Annotated in this window: 27 protein-coding genes and 1 tRNA gene; 16 read left to right on the top strand and 12 right to left on the bottom strand. The window is 62.4% G+C overall.

Annotated elements, in window-relative coordinates; all coding sequences use genetic code 11:
- Positions 1 to 436: 436 nt before the first annotated feature.
- Positions 437 to 521, bottom strand: a tRNA-Leu gene (locus AC3WMA_RS10470).
- A 198-nt stretch (positions 522 to 719) separates the two neighbouring features.
- On the opposite strand from AC3WMA_RS10470, the gene AC3WMA_RS10465 reads away from it, so the two are divergent.
- The 5 genes from AC3WMA_RS10465 to AC3WMA_RS10445 all read left to right on the top strand — a co-directional run bounded on the left by AC3WMA_RS10465 (position 720) and on the right by AC3WMA_RS10445 (position 4,097).
- Complete coding sequence (locus tag AC3WMA_RS10465; protein ID WP_492285300.1) at positions 720 to 1,331, top strand: YqaA family protein; 612 nt, start codon at positions 720 to 722, stop codon at positions 1,329 to 1,331.
- Positions 1,332 to 1,338: 7 nt separating this feature from the next.
- Positions 1,339 to 1,887 carry a disulfide bond formation protein B gene (locus tag AC3WMA_RS10460; protein WP_492285299.1) on the top strand — a complete coding sequence of 183 codons (549 nt, stop codon included), beginning with the start codon at positions 1,339 to 1,341 and terminating at the stop codon, positions 1,885 to 1,887.
- 150 nt (positions 1,888 to 2,037) lie between these two features.
- Positions 2,038 to 2,265, top strand: a complete 228-nt coding sequence (locus AC3WMA_RS10455) for a hypothetical protein (protein WP_492285298.1) — start codon at positions 2,038 to 2,040, stop codon at positions 2,263 to 2,265.
- A gap of 378 nt (positions 2,266 to 2,643) precedes the next feature.
- A complete protein-coding gene (locus AC3WMA_RS10450) occupies positions 2,644 to 3,549 on the top strand; it encodes a hypothetical protein (protein ID WP_492285297.1) in 906 nt (301 codons plus the stop codon).
- A 35-nt stretch (positions 3,550 to 3,584) separates the two neighbouring features.
- Positions 3,585 to 4,097: a YciE/YciF ferroxidase family protein gene (locus AC3WMA_RS10445; RefSeq protein ID WP_492285296.1), complete on the top strand. Its 513-nt coding sequence runs from the start codon at positions 3,585 to 3,587 to the stop codon at positions 4,095 to 4,097.
- A 140-nt stretch (positions 4,098 to 4,237) separates the two neighbouring features.
- Here AC3WMA_RS10445 and AC3WMA_RS10440 read toward each other — a convergent pair whose 3' ends face one another.
- Both AC3WMA_RS10440 and AC3WMA_RS10435 read right to left on the bottom strand, forming a co-directional pair.
- On the bottom strand, positions 4,238 to 5,341 hold the full coding sequence (locus AC3WMA_RS10440) for an extracellular catalytic domain type 1 short-chain-length polyhydroxyalkanoate depolymerase (RefSeq protein WP_492285295.1): 1,104 nt from the start codon (positions 5,339 to 5,341) through the stop codon (positions 4,238 to 4,240).
- 17 nt (positions 5,342 to 5,358) lie between these two features.
- On the bottom strand, positions 5,359 to 5,751 hold the full coding sequence (locus tag AC3WMA_RS10435; protein WP_297255782.1) for a CopG family transcriptional regulator: 393 nt from the start codon (positions 5,749 to 5,751) through the stop codon (positions 5,359 to 5,361).
- Positions 5,752 to 5,962: 211 nt separating this feature from the next.
- Here AC3WMA_RS10435 and AC3WMA_RS10430 point away from each other — a divergent pair, with 211 nt between their 5' ends.
- Positions 5,963 to 6,901, top strand: coding sequence for a sensor histidine kinase (locus AC3WMA_RS10430; protein ID WP_346504019.1), 939 nt, complete (start codon positions 5,963 to 5,965; stop codon positions 6,899 to 6,901).
- On the opposite strand, the gene AC3WMA_RS10425 is transcribed toward AC3WMA_RS10430, so the two are convergent.
- Complete coding sequence (locus AC3WMA_RS10425) at positions 6,902 to 7,210, bottom strand: response regulator (protein WP_492285294.1); 309 nt, start codon at positions 7,208 to 7,210, stop codon at positions 6,902 to 6,904. It lies immediately after the preceding gene.
- Positions 7,211 to 7,735: 525 nt separating this feature from the next.
- On the opposite strand from AC3WMA_RS10425, the gene AC3WMA_RS10420 reads away from it, so the two are divergent.
- From AC3WMA_RS10420 to AC3WMA_RS10380, 9 genes are all read left to right on the top strand, one after another.
- Positions 7,736 to 9,685: an AI-2E family transporter gene (locus AC3WMA_RS10420; protein ID WP_492285293.1), complete on the top strand. Its 1,950-nt coding sequence runs from the start codon at positions 7,736 to 7,738 to the stop codon at positions 9,683 to 9,685.
- Between the two features lie 196 nt (positions 9,686 to 9,881).
- Positions 9,882 to 10,235 carry a hypothetical protein gene (locus tag AC3WMA_RS10415; protein WP_492285292.1) on the top strand — a complete coding sequence of 118 codons (354 nt, stop codon included), beginning with the start codon at positions 9,882 to 9,884 and terminating at the stop codon, positions 10,233 to 10,235.
- A gap of 123 nt (positions 10,236 to 10,358) precedes the next feature.
- The gene (locus AC3WMA_RS10410) at positions 10,359 to 10,496 is read left to right on the top strand and encodes a hypothetical protein (protein WP_492285291.1); all 138 of its coding nucleotides are present in this window, start codon (positions 10,359 to 10,361) and stop codon (positions 10,494 to 10,496) included.
- Position 10,497: 1 nt separating this feature from the next.
- Positions 10,498 to 10,755 carry a hypothetical protein gene (locus AC3WMA_RS10405; protein WP_492285290.1) on the top strand — a complete coding sequence of 86 codons (258 nt, stop codon included), beginning with the start codon at positions 10,498 to 10,500 and terminating at the stop codon, positions 10,753 to 10,755.
- 302 nt (positions 10,756 to 11,057) lie between these two features.
- Positions 11,058 to 12,017, top strand: coding sequence for a class I mannose-6-phosphate isomerase (locus tag AC3WMA_RS10400; RefSeq protein ID WP_492285289.1), 960 nt, complete (start codon positions 11,058 to 11,060; stop codon positions 12,015 to 12,017).
- On the top strand, positions 12,014 to 14,281 hold the full coding sequence (locus AC3WMA_RS10395; RefSeq protein ID WP_492285288.1) for a glycosyltransferase family 4 protein: 2,268 nt from the start codon (positions 12,014 to 12,016) through the stop codon (positions 14,279 to 14,281). Before AC3WMA_RS10400 ends, AC3WMA_RS10395 begins: the two co-directional genes overlap by 4 nt.
- Before the next feature lie 39 nt (positions 14,282 to 14,320).
- Complete coding sequence (locus tag AC3WMA_RS10390; RefSeq protein WP_492285287.1) at positions 14,321 to 15,697, top strand: glycoside hydrolase family 130 protein; 1,377 nt, start codon at positions 14,321 to 14,323, stop codon at positions 15,695 to 15,697.
- A complete protein-coding gene (locus AC3WMA_RS10385) occupies positions 15,694 to 15,924 on the top strand; it encodes a hypothetical protein (RefSeq protein WP_492285286.1) in 231 nt (76 codons plus the stop codon). Before AC3WMA_RS10390 ends, AC3WMA_RS10385 begins: the two co-directional genes overlap by 4 nt.
- A 58-nt stretch (positions 15,925 to 15,982) precedes the next feature.
- Positions 15,983 to 16,195, top strand: a complete 213-nt coding sequence (locus tag AC3WMA_RS10380) for a hypothetical protein (RefSeq protein ID WP_492285285.1) — start codon at positions 15,983 to 15,985, stop codon at positions 16,193 to 16,195.
- A 73-nt stretch (positions 16,196 to 16,268) separates the two neighbouring features.
- Here the strand turns inward: AC3WMA_RS10380 and AC3WMA_RS10375 are convergent, their stop codons facing one another.
- From AC3WMA_RS10375 to AC3WMA_RS10345, 7 genes are all read right to left on the bottom strand, one after another.
- Positions 16,269 to 16,472 carry a DUF4167 domain-containing protein gene (locus AC3WMA_RS10375; RefSeq protein ID WP_492285284.1) on the bottom strand — a complete coding sequence of 68 codons (204 nt, stop codon included), beginning with the start codon at positions 16,470 to 16,472 and terminating at the stop codon, positions 16,269 to 16,271.
- Positions 16,473 to 16,485: 13 nt separating this feature from the next.
- On the bottom strand, positions 16,486 to 16,641 hold the full coding sequence (locus AC3WMA_RS10370) for a hypothetical protein (RefSeq protein ID WP_492285283.1): 156 nt from the start codon (positions 16,639 to 16,641) through the stop codon (positions 16,486 to 16,488).
- Positions 16,642 to 16,873: 232 nt separating this feature from the next.
- On the bottom strand, positions 16,874 to 17,134 hold the full coding sequence (locus AC3WMA_RS10365) for a hypothetical protein (RefSeq protein WP_055730730.1): 261 nt from the start codon (positions 17,132 to 17,134) through the stop codon (positions 16,874 to 16,876).
- Between the two features lie 207 nt (positions 17,135 to 17,341).
- Positions 17,342 to 17,584: a hypothetical protein gene (locus tag AC3WMA_RS10360; RefSeq protein ID WP_492285282.1), complete on the bottom strand. Its 243-nt coding sequence runs from the start codon at positions 17,582 to 17,584 to the stop codon at positions 17,342 to 17,344.
- Between the two features lie 121 nt (positions 17,585 to 17,705).
- On the bottom strand, positions 17,706 to 17,975 hold the full coding sequence (locus AC3WMA_RS10355) for a DUF1488 family protein (protein ID WP_492285281.1): 270 nt from the start codon (positions 17,973 to 17,975) through the stop codon (positions 17,706 to 17,708).
- Complete coding sequence (locus tag AC3WMA_RS10350) at positions 17,972 to 18,259, bottom strand: hypothetical protein (protein ID WP_492285280.1); 288 nt, start codon at positions 18,257 to 18,259, stop codon at positions 17,972 to 17,974. The genes AC3WMA_RS10355 and AC3WMA_RS10350 overlap by 4 nt, the downstream gene beginning before the upstream one ends.
- Positions 18,260 to 18,267: 8 nt before the next feature.
- On the bottom strand, positions 18,268 to 18,393 hold the full coding sequence (locus tag AC3WMA_RS10345; RefSeq protein WP_282568778.1) for a hypothetical protein: 126 nt from the start codon (positions 18,391 to 18,393) through the stop codon (positions 18,268 to 18,270).
- Between the two features lie 289 nt (positions 18,394 to 18,682).
- On the opposite strand from AC3WMA_RS10345, the gene AC3WMA_RS10340 reads away from it, so the two are divergent.
- Positions 18,683 to 18,904: a hypothetical protein gene (locus AC3WMA_RS10340; protein WP_297255746.1), complete on the top strand. Its 222-nt coding sequence runs from the start codon at positions 18,683 to 18,685 to the stop codon at positions 18,902 to 18,904.
- 129 nt (positions 18,905 to 19,033) lie between these two features.
- Here the strand turns inward: AC3WMA_RS10340 and trhA are convergent, their stop codons facing one another.
- Positions 19,034 to 19,702 (bottom strand): PAQR family membrane homeostasis protein TrhA, encoded by a 669-nt coding sequence (gene trhA / locus AC3WMA_RS10335; RefSeq protein WP_492286088.1) that lies wholly within the window; start codon positions 19,700 to 19,702, stop codon positions 19,034 to 19,036.
- Between the last annotated feature and the right edge of the window lie 391 nt (positions 19,703 to 20,093).

Raw genomic sequence — 20,093 nt, 5'->3', positions numbered from 1 at the left:
AAGGCGCCTCAGATGAGAGCGGCCAAATGCGAATCGCACCCGGAACGCCGCTGCTCACCGTGAAAGGCACAGAGGTCATCACGCTGAGAAAATGAGGCGCTGGCCCATCCACCTAGCGCCGCGTTCATCGCGTTCCCGCTCAGCGTTGCGGATCGACGGAAACACCGCCAGCGGCGCCGCAGGATCGGCCTAGGCCCTAAGCTTCATAACGGCCAGGTTGATACGCCGCTGATGGTGGCACGGACACGGCGGGCGCTTTCCGCTCGGCCGGTCGCCTCAATGTATCTGCGGCGCTCGCTCGACACCATACCGTCGGATTGATGAGCTGTAGTGAGCCGAGTGCGATGGCTTGAGATGGTGGCGGGTAGCTGAGCGCTTGAAAGGACGCGGCTTCGAGCCGGTCGGAGAGCGCTTGAGATGCCGTGGAAAAGGCTTATGGTGCCCCTGGCCGGGATCGAACCAGCACTCCTTGCGGAACTCGATTTTGAGTCGAGCGCGTCTACCAATTCCGCCACAGGGGCCCTTTGCAGGCGGGCGGACTATAGCGATCGGCCCATGCCGGTCAATCGTTGCTTCCGCCAATCCAGCGGGTTTTCACAAGGAGACTGCAAGGGCTTTCGCCGCCGAAAACGAAGAGCGGGCGAGATGGCTCGAAAACACGCCTTCCCGATGCATGGAAGCCGTTGCGTCACCGGTTGGCCCATGCTCTAGAGCGCGCCATGCTCAAGCGCCTCTACGAATGGACGATGTCCCTTGCCGCCCGGCCGCGGGCGGAGCTCTGGCTGGCGGTGGTCGCCTTCGTCGAGAGTTCCTTCTTCCTGATTCCGGCCGATGTGCTGTTCGTGCCGATGGCGCTGGCCCGGCCGCAGCGAGCCTACCGATTGGCCTTCGTGGCGACGCTGTTCTCGGTGCTCGGCGGCATCGCCGGTTATGCGATCGGCTACTACGCCTTCGAGGCGCTGGCGAAGCCGGTCCTGGCCTTCTACGGCAAGCTCGGCGCCTTCGAGACGCTCAAGGCCTGCGCCGGGCCGGATACCACGCTGATCCTGCTGACGACCTCCGGCCTTGCCCATCTGCCGCCGATCAAGGTGGTGACGATCCTGGCCGGCGCCGTCCATATCGGGCTGACCTTCTTCGTCATCTCCTGCGTGCTGGCGCGCGGGGCGCGCTTCTTCGCGCTCGCTTTCCTGCTACGGCGCTATGGCGACACGATCCGCCATTTCATCGAACGTCGCCTGAAAGTGATCGCGGTGGTCGGCGCTGCCTTGCTGATCCTGCTTTATTTCGGCCTCAAGCTCGTCGCAGGGTCTGGCCAGCTTTTCTCCTGCTGAGCCCGCCATGACCGCCTCCCTTGCCGCTGCCCCCGCTTCGCGCCGCCTGCCGAATTCGCGGCAACTGATCGCTCTCATCGGTGTGGTCAGCCTGGCGCTGATCGCCGGGGCGTGGTTCTTCGAACTCGTCCTGCACCTGCGCCCCTGCAAGCTCTGCCTCGAGCAGCGCGCGCCGCATTATGCCGCGATCGGGCTCGCATTCGTTGGGCTGGTGCTGGCGCGCTCAGCCCGGCTGCAGTGGTTCGTCCTGCTGGGCTTGGCCGGGCTGATGGCCTGGAGCACCGGGCTCGGCGTCTACCATGCCGGGGTCGAATGGGGCTGGTTCATGGGGCCGAACGATTGCGGTGGCGCGGCTTCGGCCGCAGCGGGCATGCAGGACTTCATGAAGCAGTTGCAGACGACGCGGATCGTCGCCTGTTCGGATGCTGCGTGGCGTTTCCTCGGGCTGTCGCTGGCCGGCTGGAATGCGCTGGCCTCGGCTGGGCTGTTCCTGCTTGCCGTGCTCGGTCTGCTGCGCGGAAAAGCTGTTCCGCACCCCATAAGTGAGCAGCGCTGAGCGTCTAAGTCATTGATATTTGGTCGCCACTTACCCTCATAACACTGTCGCGTTGCACCCCAAAAAAGCGAAGCTTGCAGAGGTTTGCACCCGATAAGGTGTAAATTCCAAATCGGCTCGGATCGAGCGCTGGAACTCGACGAAAATGGGATGCAAATCGCGACGAGGTCCGACGCCGGCGCCACAAACGAGTTCTGGGATCGCGTGATGATAGAAGTGCAGTCGCTGATGCTGCGCCTGTCGCCGGAAAGGAAGGAGGCTTTAGCCGGGGGAGCCGCCCGCGTGCTCGATTTGCTGTCAGCGGAATTGCGGACGACGATGGGGATGCTGGGCGCCCAAACACTGGCTGACATTCGGTGGGTTGAGCCGTCGCGATGAAGTGGCTGTGAGCGCAGCGTTAACGCCGCTTTCCGTATTGGCCGGGATCCAAGCGATGCTATCCTGTTGAGAATTGTGGGCTGCCAGCCAATTCATCCGGCTCAATGTCAGCTTCCTGGCAAGCTGCCAACTTCCGGTAATGGCCCTTTGCAGACATTCAGTATGTCTGCTTTCCGCTACCCAATTTGACTGGAGGCGAGCCAGAGTAACTGGCGGCGCAGTACCTTCCCTCAAGGCGCATGGGTAATCGCCGGACAAGATTGAAACGCTTTGGATCGGCGGAACATATCGCCTCTTCCCTTGTTTCGTTGACATCGAGCGGACCGCACCGTCCGCAACGCGCCGGCACCTTGTCCGCGCCCTTAAAGTTCATCGTTCATGACCGATACCACCCTACGAGGCGTCCCCGACGCCACGACCGATCGCGCGTGTTCCGCAGTCTCCTGGGGCGCCGTCCTCGGAGGTGCCGTTGTCAGCGCGTCGATCTCCCTGATGCTCCTCGCAGCGGGCTCCGGGTTCGGCTTCGTCTCGGTCTCGCCTTGGACGAATGCGGGGGTCACTACCGCCACCTTCGGCATCGCTGCCATGATCTGGCTTGCTGTCGTGCATTTTGTCTCTGCGGGCGCCGGCGGCTATATCGCCGGTCGTCTCCGCACCAAGCGTGTGGGTCTTCATTCCGAGGAGGTTGCCTTCCGCGACACCGCTCACGGCTTCATGACCTGGGCCGTCGGCGCGATCATCAGCTCGATCCTGCTGGCCTCAGCCGCATCGGCAGTCATCGGCGGCAGCGCTCGCCTTGGTGCCAGCGCGGCGTCCAGTGTTGGCTCTGCCGTCACCGGCGCAGCGAACCAGGCTGCCGGTCGCCTTGACCTGTCGAGTCTCGACCCGTCAGCATATGTCACCGACATGCTGTTTCGCGCCGAGCGACCGGCTCCCTCGTCGGCAGACGCGGCTCCGGCTCGTGCCGAAGTCGGCCGTATCATCGCAATGAGCATTCGCAACGGCGACATGTCTCCTGCCGACAAGTCCTACGTCGCCAGCGTCATCGCCGCCCAGACCGGCATCAGCCAGCCTGACGCCGAAAAGCGCATCACAGACGCAATCGCGAAGACCCAGGAAACCGCCGCCAAGACCGAGCAGACCGCTCGCGAGACGGCTGACATAGCCCGCAAGGCTGCCGCCTCATTCGCCCTGGCGACCTTCATCGCGATGCTCATCGGCGCGCTGGCGGCCAGCTATGGCGCCACCCTTGGTGGTTACGCCCGCGACAAGGTCGACGCCTGATCCACGCCTGCAATCCCGACAACCGGAGAATTCCAATGGCTACGAATGCACCAAAGGCTCTCGACGACATGTTCCATGATATGCTCAAGGACGTCTACTATGCCGAGAAGCAGATCCTGAAGGCACTGCCCAAGATGGCGAAGGCGGCCAAGTCGCCAGAGCTCAAGAAGGCCTTCGAGACCCATCGCGAGGAAACGGAGGCGCATGTCGAGCGCCTCGGCGAGGTTTTCGAGGTGATCGGCAAGGCGCCGCGCGGAAAGACCTGCGACGCCATCCTCGGCATCCTCGAGGAAGGCAAGGCCGTCATGGAAGATTACGCTGACAGCCCCGCCCTTGATGCCGGTCTGGTGGCTTCCGCCCAGGCGGTCGAGCATTACGAGATGACGCGCTATGGCACGTTGAAGTCATGGGCGAAGCAACTGGGGCACAATGAAGCGGTGACGCTGCTCGATGCCACACTTGCCGAGGAGACTAAGACCGACAAGCTGCTCACGCAGCTCGGCGGACCGGCAAACTCGGCGGCTGTCGAGCAAGCCAAGGCCGCGTGAGCCGTTGGCTTCCTGGGGCCCTCTCTCCTCGCTGGAGAGAGGGCTTCACTGCGTTCATGTTTGTGCGTCGCGACACAATGGCTTCCCGAAACATTTCCTGATCGCCTCAACGAAACCAACTTCGCACCGCGCAAGACGCCTCAGGCTTCGAGGAAAAAGCGGACCATCTCACGCGAGGCGTCGGGGCCCGTCGCATCGGTATAGCTTCCGCTGCGATCACCTCCCGACCAGGCATGGGTGCCCCCATGGATCAGCCAGTGCTCGGCGAATGCAGGAGCATCGCCATGCCCGATCAGCGACCGGGTTACGCGTTTGCCATTGATCACCGCGTCGGTCTGAAACTCTGTTGGCTTCCCCTGCGCGGACCCCGCGAGATCGAAAACAGCCTTGCCGTTCGATGGGTGAACCGTGGCATCGGCGGTTCCGTGGAAAATGATCTTCCTGATGGGCGGACGGCCTTGTGCCGTCGCTTTCGCATTTCCTTTCATTGCAGCGAATGCGGACACGACGTCGCAAGCGGCGCCATGAGGCAGGCCGGAATGAATGCCGGCTGCGGAAAAGACATCGGGATGGGTCGACGCCAGGACGTCGGCCATGGCTCCGCCCGCTGACAGGCCGGCCACGAAAACCTGCTTGCGGTCGATCTTGAATTCCCAAGCCAGTTCCTGGGCAAGTCCTGCCAGAATGGCCGGCTCGCCGGCGCCACGCCGCTGATGACGAGGATCGAACCAGTTCCAGCAACCCTGCGCATTGGCCGATTTCGGTTGCAGGGGGTAGGCGACGATCAGCCCGAACTCGTCGGCTAAGACATTCATCCGGGTCCCACGCGCGAAATCATCCGGGTTTTGTGTGCAGCCGTGAAGCATGACTACCAGCGCAAGGTTACGATCAGCGTGATCGGACGGCACGTACAGCTTGTAGGCCAGCGAGCCGACCGCCGATTGGAATCTGCGCGCCCGGAAGTTTTCACTGTCCCGCGTATCTTCCGTAACCGTGTCGTCATGGCTCGGCGCGTGGACGAAGCTCGCCTGCTCCTGTCGTAGCTTTTGCAGGATCGCCCGGAGACCACGCGCCGGCGGTGCTTCGGGGCTGTCACCGCTTTGTGTGCCGCTATCCGCGGCAGCTGAGGGCATAGACCCGCGTCCGGCGAGAGCGTGCTGTATCGCGGCCGTTGCGCCTGTCACGTCGGATGTTCGCAGGCGGTTCATGGCTTCGCCGATGGCGGCGTGAAAACGCGGGTTCATGGCGAAGGTCCTTCGGGTCATGTCAATCGATCGGCCAGAGCGGCCTTGATCTCGGGGGATGCGTGCAGGGCCCCGAGGATGGTGAGGGAGGCGATGGCCTGCCGGGCCAGCTCCGGGGGGACGTCGCTATCGATCACGGCGAGGCCGAGAACCCGGATCTCAAGCTGCTCGCCGGCTGCGACCACGGCTTCCAGGTCCCCGCGTGTGAAGGTCCGAAGGCCCAATTCGAGTGCCAGGCGCGTCGTCGCCTTCGCGGCGATGTCGGAATGGGTCGAAAGCTGGTTGCGGATCGCCGTGCGGATGAAGTCCGAGCGGTTGGAGTAAAAGCCGTCCCGGACCAGCAGGTCGATGCGGCCGAGATCCACGAAACCGAGGTTCAGCGTTAGTTTCTCGCTCTCAGGAGTTTTCATCGTCAATCCATATACCATCCATACGGATGGTATATGGATGCAAAAAGATGGATATCAAGAGGGCCCGCGCCCGGCGACCAATTCAAAACGTTAAAAGACAGAGACAGGCATTTGGCCGCGTGGCAGCACGTGGCATACATGGGAACGCTCCCTGGACGGGAACGAGATCGGGGACATTTTGCCGACGCCGGAACTTCGGGACGCCCGTTTCATGCGCAGCCTGCTGGCGGCGTCGGACGATTGCATCAAGGTCATCGACCTCGACGGCAAGCTCTCCTTCATGAGCGAAGGCGGCCAGCGCGTCATGGAAGTCAGCGATTTCAACGCCATCAAGGGCTGCCCCTGGCCGGATTTCTGGGCTGATCAGGGCAACGCCGAAGCCAAGTTCGCGATCGAGGAGGCGCGTGCTGGTCGCAGCTATCGCTTCCAGGGTGCAGCCGACACGGCCGCCGGCAATCCACGGTTCTGGGACGTCCAAGTTGGTCCGATCCTGGGCCCGGATGGCAAACCCGAGGCGATCCTGTCCGTGTCGCGAGATATCACGGCCATCAAGGAGGCCGAGCAACGCCAGCGTCTGCTCGCGCTTGAACTCAAGCATCGGATGAAGAACACCGTCGCCATGATTCAGGCGATCGCCAATCAGACGATCCGTGGTGGTCCCGAGGTGGATGCGCTCAAGGAGGCCTTCATCGCAAGGCTGAACACGATGGCCTCGGCACAGGACATCCTGACCCAGACCGTCTGGGCCAGAGCGAGCCTAGCATATCTCGTCGAAGAGTCTCTGAAGGGGCAAAGCGACCTGTCGCGCTTCCGCATCGACGGCCCGCCGGTTGAACTCTCGTCCAAGACTGCCCTGGCGATGGCGCTCGCGCTCCATGAGCTGGCGACCAATGCCGCGAAATACGGCGCTCTCAGGCAGGATGGTGGACGAATCGACATAACCTGGTCGGTTGAAGACGGTCAGTTCGCATTCGAGTGGCGTGAGAGCGGCGGCCCGCTGGTCGAGCCGCCAACCCGCCGGGGCTTCGGATCGCGCATGATCGAGCGCGCTTTGGCGGGATATTTCAGCGGTGCAGCCGCCATGGACTATCAGCCGGCCGGAGTGGTCTTCTCGCTTCGCGGCCCCATCGACGCGCTCATTGCCGACTGATCAGGCCGTCGGCCGGAAGGCTGCGATGACTTCGGCTGCCCGGTATGGCTTTCTGATATACTGAACGTTCTCAGGCAGCTCGCCCTCGCGCGGCATGACGCGCCCGCTTGCGACGACGATGAGGATGGGCGGCCACCCCAGTCGCACGACATGCGCCAGCTTCATGCCATCCATGGAGCCTGGCATCTCGATGTCGGTGAACACGACGGCGATGTCGTGGCGGGCTTTGAGGATCGCGATTGCTTCCTCGGCATGGGCAGCCTCGACCACCTCGAAACCAGCCTCCTCGATGAAGTCGACGGCGTCCATCCGAAGGAGCGGCTCGTCTTCGACGATCAGGACAACCAGCTTCGACATCATGTACTTTCGAGAGTGACCCTCAGCCAACTGCCGACGCGAGCTCTTGTTGCCTCTCATTGTAAAGAATTGCGCTTTTTGTCCTTAGCACTTGGTTACGATGGCCAACTTTGGCCTGCGCGACGAGGCGGGCGCTATGCTTCCGGGAAACATCAGGTTTCAGGAGGGGGATCCGCGTGTGGCGCAGACCACGGTTTTCATTCGACGCAGCAAGTCCAGCAGGTGGCCCCCCAGCTTCGATCGTATTCCTCGGCGGCGATAGATCACCCGGCTGAGGGCGTCGCCCCCTGTATGCCCGGGAACTCCAACAAACTGCCAGCGTTCTAAATTTGCCCACCCGAAACCATGTCGGCTGCGGCGCGTTGGGTCGGGGGAAGTTTTGTCCGCACCGTCCGAGTGCCTTGAGTTCGTCACGATGACGGCGACCCTTCCGTCGACCGCTTTCACTCCGGCGTCCAGCTTCAAGGAAACTGATCGATGCCGGCGATTGAGGTTCCCTCCACTGTCGCAGCTCCATCGACAAGGTCGCCCGCTGACGTCGTCTCGAATGTAGCCATCGGCGTCTTCATCATCGCCGCGCTCTATTTCGGGCGTGAGGTTTTCGTCCCGGTGGCGCTCGCGATCCTGTTCAGCTTTGTCCTGGCGCCACTGGTCAAAGGATTGCAGAAGCTGCGTGCCCCGCGGGCGTTGGCGGTTTTTGTCGTCGTCTTGATTGCGTTCGCGACCTTGGCGGCCTTGACGATGGCGATGGTTGGCCAGGCAACTCAATTGGCGAGCGAGCTGCCAACCTATCAGAGCACCATCCGCGCCAAGATTGCCGCCTTGAAAGGCTCGGGAGCAGGTAGCGGGGTTTTGAGCCGCGCCGCGGATGTGCTGCAAGACCTGGGCAAGGAACTCGACCGTCCCAAGGCGGAATCTCCAGTCCCAAGCGAAACGCCAGGCCTTGCACGGGACGGACGCCCGATCCCCGTCGAGGTGCATCAACCGGAACCCGGCGCTATCGAAACGCTGCAGGCCTTTCTGGCTCCGCTGATCCACCCTCTGACCACAACCGGAATCGTGCTGATCTTCGTCGTCTTCATCCTATTGAAGCGCGAGGACCTTCGAAATCGGTTCATCCGATTGACCGGGACCTACGATCTGCAGAAGACCACGGCCGCGTTTGATGACGCCGGCAAGCGCCTCAGCCGGCTGTTTCTGACGCAGCTCATCGTCAACGCCGGCTTCGGTGTGGTGATTGGTTGCGGGCTTGCCGCCATCGGCGTTCCCAGCGCCTTGCTTTGGGGAATTCTGGCGGCGATCCTGCGCTTCATTCCCTATCTTGGCGCTGTTCTCTCGGCCGTTTTTCCGATGGTGATCGCCGCATCCGTCGATCCCGGCTGGATGATGCTCGCACTGACGGCGGCCTTGTTCGTGATCGCCGAACCGCTGGCCGGGCATGTGATCGAGCCGTTGGCCTATGGCCGCTCCACTGGGCTCTCGCCGATCGCCATCGTGGTCGCCGCGACATTCTGGACCTGGCTATGGGGGCCCATCGGACTGGTCTTGGCCACACCCTTGACCGTATGTCTCGTTGTGCTCGGCCGGCATGTCGAAAGACTGGAATTTCTGGACGTCATGCTGGGAGATCGACCCGCCCTATCGGCGCCGGAGATCTTCTATCAGCGGATTCTCGCGGGCGATCCCGCGGAAGCAGCCGACAAGGCTGAGGAGGTACTGAAAGAGCGCTCGCTATCCGCTTATTACGACGAGGTTGCGCTCGAAGGCTTGCGGCTCGCTGCTACAGACGAGGCGCGCGGGGTTCTCGATACTCCCAGGCGAAATCAGATTCTCGCGACAATTCGCGAGGTCGTCGAGGACTTGTCGGATCACGATGACCGCCGCCCCTCGCGCGACGCTGGCACGGCAGACCCCGAGACCGAGGCGACCGTTGAACAGACCAACGAACAGGAAGGTGCGTCCGATCTGCCCGTACTTACGGCGGCTGAGCTGAAGGACACGTTTCGAGACGGAGGTGGGGTGGTCTGCATCGGCGCGCGATCGCAACTGGATGAGGCAGCCGCACTGATGCTGGGCCAGATCCTGGAGAAGCATGGATTGGCGGCGGAGGCATTGCCTCCCACCGCACTGCTGGCTCCCGGTATGGAGCGACTTGTCGCGCGTGCTCCGGCTCTGATCTGCCTTTGCTATATCGGGCCTCACAATGCCGCTCACGTGAAGTATGCGCTTCGGCGCCTTCGGCGCCGTCTGCCAACGGCGATCCTCGTCCTCGGCGAACTGTCGCAAGTTTCCAGTCCGTTGGCGGATATCAAGGGGCCCTCGCTCGCCGACGACGTGGAAACGTCACTTCGAGGTATCTGCCGGTTGTGCCTTCAGTTCGCGGAGACAACGGGGGCGGCAGGCGGTCGAGCGCATCATCTCGAATAAGCAAGGTTTGGGAACTGTATGATCTCATTTCCTCGCAGCTGAAACGGAATTTCCAGTATCAGGAAATTACGTAAATCGCGGAACGGAAATAATATTCGATCTCGCCTTCGTGAGATAAATAAACAGGATTATTTTCTAATTCTATGATACATTATTTCACGGGAGGTTTTTCTTCCGCAAATCGGAAGGATTTTCCATGAAAATCCCCTCTCAAACCAAACCTGCCATCTGGGGTGCCGTTGGCGGTGCTGTTGCCCTTGCCGTTCTCGGCTTCACCTGGGGTGGGTGGTCCACCGCTTCGTCGAGCGAACGCGTGGCGAAGCTCAGAGCCGAGAATGCTGTTGTCGCGGTCTTGTCTCCGATCTGCGTGAGCAACTTTCAGAAGCAACCCAATGTCGATGCCGCTCTCGCAGAACTGAAGAAAATCAGTTCGTGGAGCCAGGGCGATTTCATCGCCAAGGGAGGCTGGGCCACGATGATCGGCAGCACGTCGCCGGACTCGGCAGTCGCCAAGGCCTGCGCCGAAACGCTCGGCATGCCCAAGACCTGAGGCGATCGCAACAGCGACAGCCGTGTGCCGGGACATCGCCCGACGATCATGAACCGTTCCGCGTGAGCAGCGCGGAAATGGCGGCGTTCATGTCGCCTTCCTGCTCGGCAAGAGGAGTTTCATATGGCCAAGGGACAGACGCGCGGCAACCGAGAAGCCAAGAAGCCCAAGAAGAAAAAGGAAGCGGCGGCAGTGCCCGTATCGGCGAAGGGGCTGCCGGCAACGCTCGAACTTGCGGGAAAGCCGAAGAAGAAGAGCTGACGTGAACATTCGTAGCCGGGAAACCACGATCACGTTCAGGAAGCCGTTCAGACTGAGCGCGATAGACCATATGCAGCCTGCCGGCACCTATCGCGTGGTGGTCGACGAGGAGGAGATTCCAGCCACCTCGTTCCTGGCTTACCGCCAGATCGCCACCATGCTGCACACGCCGTCGTTGTCTTCGCCTGGTAGCTCCCAGGTGTTCACGGTGAGCTCCGGCGAACTGGCGAGCGCGCTGGAGGCTGATATCAGCGCTTAAACGATGCCGGCGAGGGGCCCACGCGCCGGCCTTCGCTAATCCAGCATGCTGTCGCGGCGGCGCATTTGACGCCTCATCTCAGCTTTGGCGCGTTTCGATGCTGCGTCGAGCGGCCCGATCGTTCGGAAAATTGCTTCAAAACCGGGAGTGCGGCTGACGCCCTTTTGACGCGTGCCAACCAGCCGATGCAGCTCGCGATACGCGATTGCGTGCGCCGGCGCCCCCACGAACCGCCGCTGCCCAAGGCCGGCGCGCGACGATCCGTCGGTCGATTTTCGGCCGTACGAACCAGGAGCCCTATAATGGCGCTCGAACAAGCCTGCATCGAGATGATTCCCAAGCCCTGGGGATCGACTGACCTGCTTCCCTGGAGCGGAACAGGGCATTCCAGCGTTCCAATTGGCGAACTCTGGTTTCAGCGCTGCGACAAGCATGGGCCGGAGCCAGCCTTGCTGCTCAAGCTCCTGTTCACGCAGGAAGCTTTGTCGATCCAGGTGCATCCGGACGATGCCGCGGCCCATGGGATGGGTCTGCCGCGCGGCAAGACCGAAGCCTGGTACATCCTGTCCGCGGCCTCTGACGCCACGGTCGGAGTGGGACTCAAGGCAGTCGTTCCCCCGGAGCAATTGCGGGCGGCCATTGCCGATGGCTCGATCGCCCAGCTTGTCGCCTGGCATAAGCCGCATGCGGGGGAGGTCATCGCCGTCCCGGCCGGGACGATCCACGCGATTGGCGCAGGTCTCGTGCTCGCCGAGATCCAGCAGCGCAGCGACACGACGTTCCGGCTTTTCGACCACGGCCGGGCCCGCGAACTGCACATCGAGCAAGGCGTTGCGGTCGCTGATGCAGGCCCCACCAAACGAACCATACCGCCGCGGCGCCTGAATGACGTCCGGACCGTGCTCGTCGCAAACCCTCATTTCGTTTTCGAACGGGTTGATCTGCCTGCCGGATCGGTCTGGGAGCTCGATGCCCGATGCGAGACTTGGGTGCTCGCCATCGCCGGCGATGCCACGATCGGCGCGCTCCAAATCGGCGTCGGTCAGGGCTGCTTCGTCGAGGCGCAGGGCGTTCGCATCGTGCCACGCGAGGCCGGCCTGTCCTGCCTCGTCGCCTATGACGCTGCTGCACCCAGTCGCGATCTCCTGCGCCGTGTCGACGGCGACGGCTTCCCCCGGTTCCGCGAGACGGTTTCACCGCCGACAGGGCCGCCGCAGGCCGTTTTGAATTCGCCAGTTCCGTCCACGGAGGCACGATCATGAGCCCGACCAAGCGCATCGCCTTCATCGGCAACTCGCTGCCCCGCCGCTGCGGGATCGCGACCTTCACCACCGATCTGCAGCAGGCGATCGCATCCTCCGATATCGACACCTCCATCGTCGCCATGAACGACCATGCCGAGGCTTACGACTATCCGTTTTCCGTGCACTGTCAGATCTCCGACCAGCGGCTCGAAGACTATGCACGTGCCGCCGACTTCCTGAACGAGGGCCGCTTCGACGTCGTCTCCCTCCAGCACGAATTCGGCATCTTCGGTGGCGAGGCCGGGAGCCACATCATGGCGCTGCTGTCGCGCTTGACCATGCCCGTCGTCACGACGCTGCACACCGTCCTGGCCGAACCGAATGCCGCGCAGCGCGACGTGATGGAGCGGATCGTCGATGCCTCGGCTCGCGTGGTCGTCATGGCGGAGAAGGGGCGCGACCTGTTGCGGACCGTCTATCGATTGCCGGCGGACAAGATCGAGGTGATCGCGCACGGCATTCCTGAATTTGCCTTCGTCGAGCCCGATGAAGCCAAGGAAAGGCTGGGCTTCGGCGGTCACTCCGTCATCCTGACCTTTGGCCTGCTGTCGCCCAACAAGGGCATCGAGGTGATGATCGACGCGATGCCCTCGATCCTGAGGCGCCGCCCCGATGCAATGTATGTCGTTCTGGGCGCGACGCATCCTCATCTCGTCCGCGAGCATGGCGAGGCCTATCGCGAAAGCCTGATGGCGCGTGTGCGCGAGCTCGGGGTCGAAGACCATGTCGTCTTCCTCGACCGGTTCGTCGATCAGGCGACACTGCTTGGCTTCATCTCGATGTGCGATGTCTATGTCACGCCCTATCTCAACGAGGCGCAGATGACGTCGGGCACGCTGTCCTACAGTTTCGGGCTGGGCAAGGCCGTGGTTTCGACGCCCTATTGGCACGCCAGGGAGTTGCTCGCCGACGGGCGCGGCATCCTCGTGCCTTTCGGCGATGTCGTCGCCATCGGCAACGAGATCGCCGGCTTGCTGACCGATGCGCCCCGGCGCCAGGCCATGAGGCTGCGCGCCTATGCGAGCAGCCGGCCGATGACCTGGGAACGAACCGCGAAGCGCTATCTCGCCGCCTTCGAGACGGCCCGTCGCGGTCGTGTGCTGAGTACTGTTGCGGGCTCAAGCCAGCCGAGGGCGCTGCCGGCAATGGTGCCGCCGCCGGCGATGCAGACCAGCCACCTCCTGTCCATGTGCGACGACACAGGGCTGTTCCAGCACGCCGTTCATTCCGTGCCGGATCGCTCGCATGGCTATTGCGTCGATGACAATGCCCGCGCTCTGCTCCTAGCCAGTGTTCTGAACGGCACAAGCGAGACGCGTTTGCCGGACGCACTTGCGGCACGCTTCGCCTCCTTCATTCAGCACGCCTGGAACCCCGATCGACGGCGCTTCCGCAACTTCATGAGCTTCGACCGGCGCTGGCTCGAGGAAGCCGGATCGGAGGACAGCCACGGACGCACGCTCTGGGCGCTGGGTGTCTGCGCGCGCGACGATACGAGCGCTTCGCGGCGGCGATGGGCGGCGACCCTGTTCACCGAGGCCCTGCCCATCATCGAGAGCTTCAGCTCCCCGCGTGCCTGGGCCTTTGCCTTGCTGGGCCTCGACGCTCATTGCACTACCGCGGTGGCTATCTCGCTACGTGCGCGTCTCGCCGACCGCCTGCTCGGCCTGCTCGCGACGGTCGAGATGCCGGACTGGATCTGGTTCGAGGATGGGCTTTCCTACGACAATGCGCGCCTGCCCCAAGCCCTGATCGCGACGGGATTGGCGATGAAGGCGCCGGCCTATGTCGAGGCTGGCCTGCGCTCGCTGCGTTGGCTCACGCATCTCCAGACGACGCGGGCAGGCCTGTTCAGGCCTGTCGGCTCGGAGAGTTTCGGCGACAGGCGTAGCCCACCGAAGGCCTTTGATCAGCAGCCGCTGGAAGCGACGGCGATGATTTCGGCCTGCCTCGCAGCTTGGCGCGCCGACGGCGATCCGCAATGGCGCAACGAAGCCGCGCGCGCTTTCGCCTGGTTCCTGGGCGACAACGACCTCTCCACGCCCCTGGTCGACCTGGACAGCGGCGCCTGCCGTGACGGCCTCCATCGCGATCGGCCAAATGAGAACCGCGGCGGTGAATCCGTCGTATCGTACCTGCTCAGCCTCGCCGAGATTCGCCAGCTTGCCCGCGTCAGCGGGGATCGCCCGAAACTGGCGCCGCTTCGTATCTTGCACGCCTGAGCTTTCGGCGACCTTGCTCAAAACAGATCGGCGGACGTCTTGTCCCAGCCCAGTTTCCTGAACCGGCAGACCCTGTACCTGCATCCCGACCCCTCCCGGGTCGTCGTGCGTCGGTTCGGCCCCGCGGGCGAGCCACGGGATTTCAATCCTGCCGAGAAGGCGAAGGCGAACCACATCGTCGACCGGGTTTTGTCGCTCGCCCCGGAGGAGGCGACGAACCTGCTTGCCGAGGTGCTGGAAAATTTCAACGGCCGGCACCGCAACCTGCTGGCGAGGTTCGAGACACGTGCCGATGAGATGGAGGATGCCTTCGCCGCTCACGGCGCCTTCACCAAGGTCCAGCGCCAGCTGGTCGGGGCCTATTTCCTGCACGAGTATTCGTTCGAGGCGGCGGCGCTTTTCAACCCGAGCATCATCGCGCATCCCGACCAGTCCGATGCTCCAGCTGGCGGGCTTCGCTTCATCCTCAGCGTTCGCGCCGTCGGAGAGGGGCACATCTCGTCCCTGACGTTCCGCTCCGGGTCGATCGCGGCCGGCGGCGAGGTCAGCGTCGACCCGACCTCGCGCCTGGCGACGATCGCCACCTTGCACAACCGGATGGCGCGGCTCGATGGCGAGGATGTCGAGGTCGCCTTCGCGGCTGACAGCGACATCAGCGAGCGGGTGATCTTTCCCGTGACCGCAGCCCAGTCGAACGGCATCGAGGATGCGCGTTTCGTCGCGTTCGAGGAGGATGACGGCATCGTCTATCGCGCCACCTATACGGCCTATGACGGCAGGTCGATCCGCTCGGAGCTGATCGAGACCCGCGACTTCCTGTCGTTCCGGCTGTCGCCGCTGCGCGGCTCCGCCGCCGTGAACAAGGGCATGGCGCTGTTTCCGCGCAAGCTCGGCGGACGCTATGCGATGATCTCCCGGCAGGACAATGAGAACCTCCATCTGATCTATTCGGATGACCTCCTCACCTGGAACGGCGGGGTCGCGATCCTGAAGCCGCAATACCCGTGGGAGTTCGTGCAGATCGGCACCTGTGGCTCGCCGATCGAGCTCGACGAAGGCTGGCTGCTCCTGATTCATGGCGTCGGGGCCGTGCGAAAATACACGATCGGTGCGGTTCTGCTCGACAAGGCGGACCCTTCGAAAGTGCTGGGGCGCCTGCGCCAGCCTTTCGTCCAGCCCGAGCCTTCGGAACGGGAAGGCTACGTGCCGAACGTCGTCTACACTTGCGGCGCAATACGCCACGGCGACATGATCGTCCTGCCTTATGCGGTCTCGGACACCTTCTGCCATTTCACCACGGTAAAGATCGCTCCGCTGCTGGAAGCGATGGAACCGGGCTGCGCAATCGCAAATGCGCCCGGCAAAGACAAGCGGCTTCTCGCCGGACAGCCCACTCTCGAAAGCGAAAAGCCATGACCGAACGTTCCATCAAGGTCGGCGACACCGTGAGCCTGTCGTTTGGCTTCGCCGATCGCTCTGGAGAAGGCGATTACGAGATTATCCGCGTGATGCCGGCGCGGGAGAGCGGTGAGCGTCATTATCGGGTTCGAGGCATCGACGCCCGCGAAAGGGCGATCGGGCACGACCAGATCATCGTTTCAAAAGCAAAGGCTAAATCGCCGGTATCCGGCTCTCGGGGATGATCCGGAGCGACGACCGGGCGGAGCGGCGGCTGTAGCCGCCCATCAGGAGGAAAGCAGAATGACCGAGCACTCAAAATCCCGGACCCAGGCGGAGGCTGCGTTCCTGAAGACGCAAACTCAATCGCTGTCGCGGCATCGCCTTCTGTCGGAGACTGAAAGCCTTAACCAGGAGCGCGACGCGAAGACGGCCCGGCTGAAGGAACAGCGGTTGCGCAAGGAGGCTGATGAGCGCGCAGGCGGCGCTACAGTCCCGCCGAGAAATCTATCGTGAAACTGCTGGGCTCGCTGCGCGGCATGGCGGCATCGCGATCGTCGATCGTCAGCCGGAGCAGGCCTGACTCCCGCTAAGCGGCTTGGTTGTTCAACAGGCGGCGATAGTGATCGGCCTGCTGATAGAAGCGCTCGGCTTCAACTGTGTCGCCGATCATTTCCGACCCGCGTGCGAGGGTGAGCGTTCGCTCGTATCTTGCCTGAAGGTCGGGCGTTCGCGGTGCCTCAACCCGGCCACCCCGATTCTGAGGGCGTCGTTCGCGATGATTCAGATTCATTGTTCTTCTCCCCTCAACCCAGGATCTCAGCGACGATCTCACGCAATTCAGCGCGCGAGAGACCGCCGGAAACGGGTTTGCAGATCGGTGCAGGGCGCGGAGACAAAGGTGCCGGCGCTGCCTTGCTGATACCGTGTTCTTTTTTGTTCTTGTCGATGGTTTTGTTCATGTGAATCCCATAGCGCGCGGCTCGGCCACGCGACGCGTCAAACGGCCGGCACTATGCCGGCAGCGGATGCCGCAAAGCGGCGAGCGATGTCGAAAGAAAAAGAAGTCGGGCAAACCGCGATTTCGCGATGCCAGCTAAGCGACTCCGTCGATCATTTATTATTGGTCGATCATTGTGGCCGTTTGAGGTCCCTGCGAGGCCACATCCAGCGGGAGCGCGCTGCGCGTTTCGTTCAAGCGACTTGATTAAACTCCGGCAACGGGCGCCCCACGACTGCCATGTAGCGATCCGTCCAGTTGGTAACGGCAAGTTCGATCGCTATGCCACCTTCGCATTGAAGGAGGATCTTGTAGGAGAACTCGCTCGGATCGGCAGTTTCCGTGTCGCAGATCAGATATCCGACCCAATGATGCTCCTGATGCGTGCCAAACTGATATTTGGCGTGCAGCCTCCGGCCACTGCGTAAAGTGACCGACCCGGTTCCGTTGAGCATGGTTTGTGTCTCCGCTTGGCGATGCGACAGGCGCCGCGACGGTCATTTCCAGAAGCGTTATGGAGACAACTGTAGCTGAATCGAGCGCCCTTTCGCCGGACATCGCAAGTCACGTTTCGGGTACGAGGAAAAGCTGCAGAAGCTGATCTCGATGAAGGCGACAGCATAATAGCCGAAGCTTGGTTGACGGCGGGAGCCGGTACGCCGTCAGGCCCTATTTGCGTAAGGAGGCACATCCACGAGCGTCCCGATGAGGCGGAGCAAGGCCTGTTGCTCGGGACGGTCCGACTTTCCGGAGACGAGGAAGGCTCCCAACTCGATATGCGACAGCTGGCCGCCCCCCGGACCGTTCGGTTGATGGATCACGAAGGCTGCACCGCTCGTCGGCTCCCGCCCCAGAAACCAGCAGTCGCCGGCGGGATTGCGATATAGCTCTCGCCGTTCGCTCATGATGTCGCGCTCCTGCGATTGACGATGGCTGGACAAACGCGAGGCCGCCACGTGAGACCGGCCGAAGCCTATCCACTGTCCTCGCCAGTCCTTTACACGCGGCCGAAAGCTCCGGCCCTTGCTAGCGGAAGTCGTCGGCCGAGAGCCGATGATAGCCCCCGCGCTTCTTCAGATAGGCGGAGCGAGCGGCCCGCAATATGGCTGAGCGATTGAGGTCGAATGCGACCAGGAACGACCCCTCGCTTCCGTCGATGACGGCGGGGCTTAAAGTCCGCAGAACATCGAGCTCGATCTGGAACATGACTTCCAGCGATGCTTCAGAACCCCAGAAGCTCACGCAGCCGCGGCCGGGTTCGTAACGCCGGATCGAGTTGGGAAAGTCGAGGCTCATGACCTGTGCCCTGCGCCAACACGCATCAGCTCAGCCTGATAGGCATCGACATGGCGTCGCTTCCGCTTCTTTCGTAGCCAGATGCCAACGGGAAACGCGATCAGCGAGCCAACAACAATCAACGATAAGTGGGGGACCGGAGGCACGTCATAAAACTTGCCCGCTCCCCACATGCCGACGCTGAAGAGCGCCATGCCGGTCATTCCATAGGTCAGTGCCGACGCCTCCGGCGCCGGAGCATAGCAAGTGGCTGCAAGCCGAGCCTTTTCCAGGTGCGGTTCCATGGGAGGCATCATTTCAACACGAGTGCAAAGACCAGTGCGAACGCGGCGATGAGGCCACCATGTGCGATCCAAACCAGATAGCGGTCTGCGGCCCAAACGCGATAAATGAACCAGTGCCCGGAAATATTTGTCATGGCTGGGCTCCGTTTGGCCCAGATCGGGGCGCTTCGCGCAAATGCTCTGAAGTAATATCCCGATGCGTTTCGAGACTGCCTTAAAATGGTGCGCGCAGGATAATCTTGCAAGGCAAGGAGCAATTATTTCCATTCTGACGATCACAACCGCGTTCAACGAACGATAGATCGATCCCCTGATCGAACGCATCTCACCTGATACCTCGGTTTCCCGCGCGGGCCGCCTTATTGCCGGCGAGCTCCGCCTTCATAAAATCCCCGGCGAAAGAACCCCCTCGGAGGAAGGAGCATGCCATTCTCGTCGTTGAGTGATCCGGTTGACCTCGCCCGGGCGCAGGCAGCCCTGGAGGCCGCGTGGAACGAAGTCAGATCGACCATTCCTGATGCGTTCGATGAGCGAGAGCGAACCAGGCTGGCCTATATCGTGGCTGCGCTGGTGGCGATCGCGGAAGATGAAGATGACCTGGCGCGGCGGGCCATCGAGCGATACCGACAATCTGCCGTTGCCTGAAGGCGATGCGGCCTTTCGTGGAGCCTGCCCATTGGAGGCACGAGCCTTGCCGGCGCGCGCGAAGAGCTTCACCAGATCGTCGGAGAGATATCGGGATGAGGGCCGCCGGCTGTCCGTGACGACCACAGCTCACGCAGCCGGCGCTATCGCATACGCCCGAAACACGGCCCCATAGAAGCAGCCGGAAGCCACCAGAACGAAGCCGTGCCAGATCGCATTCTGGAACGGCAGGCTTTCCCAGATATGGAAGATGACGCCGATCGAATAGAGGATGCCGCCTGCGACGATCAGCCAGAGGGTCATCGCGGGCAGGAGGCTGACACTTTCCCAGATCAGGAGCCCGCTCCAGCCGATCAGGAGATAGAGCGCAATCGACAGCCGGTCGAACCGGCCGGGCAAAGCCACTTTGATCGCAACGCCGGCAGCGGCCGCGAGCCACACGATGACGAGCAGAACCTGGGCAAAAATGCTGGCGCTCAGCTTTATCAGGAACGGGGTGTAGGTGCCGGCGATCAGCACGTAGATCGCCGAATGGTCGAACCGCCTGATGAACCATTTTCGCGGTGATATCGGCCACATGTTGTAGGTGGCCGAGACGATCAGAACGGCGAGCAGCGCTGCGCCATAGATCGAAACGGTCAGCAGGTCGAATAGCGGGGCGCTGTTCGCGACCTGGACGATCAACGTCGCGACGGCAGCCAACCCAAGGGCGACGCCAAGGACATGGATCACGCCGTCAGCCCAGAGCTCGGCGCGCCTGAAGACGAAGCGTCCTACGGCGGGAACGTTCACAGCGATTCCTGACATGCTTGCGGCTGGAGTTAGTTTGGCACCTACCGTGAGCCCGTGTCATCTCAATGTCGGCCTGCGAGAGCGCGTCCTCCCGGATGTCCGCGGCGATGGATCTGAAGAAGAAGTAGAACGTCTTTGAGACCGGCATCAGTGGGAGTAATTCGCCGAAGCCCACCCGAATGTCTGCTTGCGGGCCGACACTCGATGTCCGGAAGTGGCGCTTCTCACCTTTTCAAAGAAGGTAGCATATAGGTCGGCACGAAACCCGTCGCCGGACAAGGCGGTTCACTGCTCGCAGGCGTTGGCCTTGCGGCATTCAATTCGATGTCCGCGCAGTGGATACACCCACGCCGCCAAAACTGATGTCTGGCCGGCGACACCACACTCCCGGATGTTC

It is taken from the genome of Allobosea sp. FW305-C-101 (assembly GCF_058783685.1).
Note: the sequence above shows the minus strand (reverse complement) of the source record. Positions and strands in the feature narration are given on the sequence as shown.

Bases quoted from the DNA above. Each gene is read 5' to 3' on its own strand.
- AC3WMA_RS10455 (WP_492285298.1), top strand. From the start codon at position 2,038: ATGCAAATCGCGACGAGGTCCGACGCCGGCGCCACAAACGAGTTCTGG.
- AC3WMA_RS10350 (WP_492285280.1), bottom strand. From the start codon at position 18,259: ATGGAACCGCACCTGGAAAAGGCTCGGCTTGCAGCCACTTGCTATGCT.
- AC3WMA_RS10460 (WP_492285299.1), top strand. From the start codon at position 1,339: ATGACCGCCTCCCTTGCCGCTGCCCCCGCTTCGCGCCGCCTGCCGAAT.
- AC3WMA_RS10465 (WP_492285300.1), top strand. From the start codon at position 720: ATGCTCAAGCGCCTCTACGAATGGACGATGTCCCTTGCCGCCCGGCCG.
- AC3WMA_RS10425 (WP_492285294.1), bottom strand. From the start codon at position 7,210: ATGGACGCCGTCGACTTCATCGAGGAGGCTGGTTTCGAGGTGGTCGAG.
- AC3WMA_RS10415 (WP_492285292.1), top strand. From the start codon at position 9,882: ATGAAAATCCCCTCTCAAACCAAACCTGCCATCTGGGGTGCCGTTGGC.
- AC3WMA_RS10355 (WP_492285281.1), bottom strand. From the start codon at position 17,975: ATGAGCCTCGACTTTCCCAACTCGATCCGGCGTTACGAACCCGGCCGC.
- AC3WMA_RS10340 (WP_297255746.1), top strand. From the start codon at position 18,683: ATGCCATTCTCGTCGTTGAGTGATCCGGTTGACCTCGCCCGGGCGCAG.
- AC3WMA_RS10370 (WP_492285283.1), bottom strand. From the start codon at position 16,641: ATGAACAAAACCATCGACAAGAACAAAAAAGAACACGGTATCAGCAAG.
- AC3WMA_RS10445 (WP_492285296.1), top strand. From the start codon at position 3,585: ATGGCTACGAATGCACCAAAGGCTCTCGACGACATGTTCCATGATATG.
- AC3WMA_RS10420 (WP_492285293.1), top strand. From the start codon at position 7,736: ATGCCGGCGATTGAGGTTCCCTCCACTGTCGCAGCTCCATCGACAAGG.
- AC3WMA_RS10380 (WP_492285285.1), top strand. From the start codon at position 15,983: ATGACCGAGCACTCAAAATCCCGGACCCAGGCGGAGGCTGCGTTCCTG.
- AC3WMA_RS10345 (WP_282568778.1), bottom strand. From the start codon at position 18,393: ATGACAAATATTTCCGGGCACTGGTTCATTTATCGCGTTTGGGCCGCA.
- AC3WMA_RS10360 (WP_492285282.1), bottom strand. From the start codon at position 17,584: ATGAGCGAACGGCGAGAGCTATATCGCAATCCCGCCGGCGACTGCTGG.
- AC3WMA_RS10435 (WP_297255782.1), bottom strand. From the start codon at position 5,751: ATGAAAACTCCTGAGAGCGAGAAACTAACGCTGAACCTCGGTTTCGTG.
- AC3WMA_RS10440 (WP_492285295.1), bottom strand. From the start codon at position 5,341: ATGAACCCGCGTTTTCACGCCGCCATCGGCGAAGCCATGAACCGCCTG.
- AC3WMA_RS10450 (WP_492285297.1), top strand. From the start codon at position 2,644: ATGACCGATACCACCCTACGAGGCGTCCCCGACGCCACGACCGATCGC.
- AC3WMA_RS10410 (WP_492285291.1), top strand. From the start codon at position 10,359: ATGGCCAAGGGACAGACGCGCGGCAACCGAGAAGCCAAGAAGCCCAAG.
- AC3WMA_RS10430 (WP_346504019.1), top strand. From the start codon at position 5,963: ATGCGCAGCCTGCTGGCGGCGTCGGACGATTGCATCAAGGTCATCGAC.
- AC3WMA_RS10365 (WP_055730730.1), bottom strand. From the start codon at position 17,134: ATGCTCAACGGAACCGGGTCGGTCACTTTACGCAGTGGCCGGAGGCTG.
- AC3WMA_RS10385 (WP_492285286.1), top strand. From the start codon at position 15,694: ATGACCGAACGTTCCATCAAGGTCGGCGACACCGTGAGCCTGTCGTTT.
- AC3WMA_RS10395 (WP_492285288.1), top strand. From the start codon at position 12,014: ATGAGCCCGACCAAGCGCATCGCCTTCATCGGCAACTCGCTGCCCCGC.
- AC3WMA_RS10375 (WP_492285284.1), bottom strand. From the start codon at position 16,472: ATGAATCTGAATCATCGCGAACGACGCCCTCAGAATCGGGGTGGCCGG.
- AC3WMA_RS10400 (WP_492285289.1), top strand. From the start codon at position 11,058: ATGGCGCTCGAACAAGCCTGCATCGAGATGATTCCCAAGCCCTGGGGA.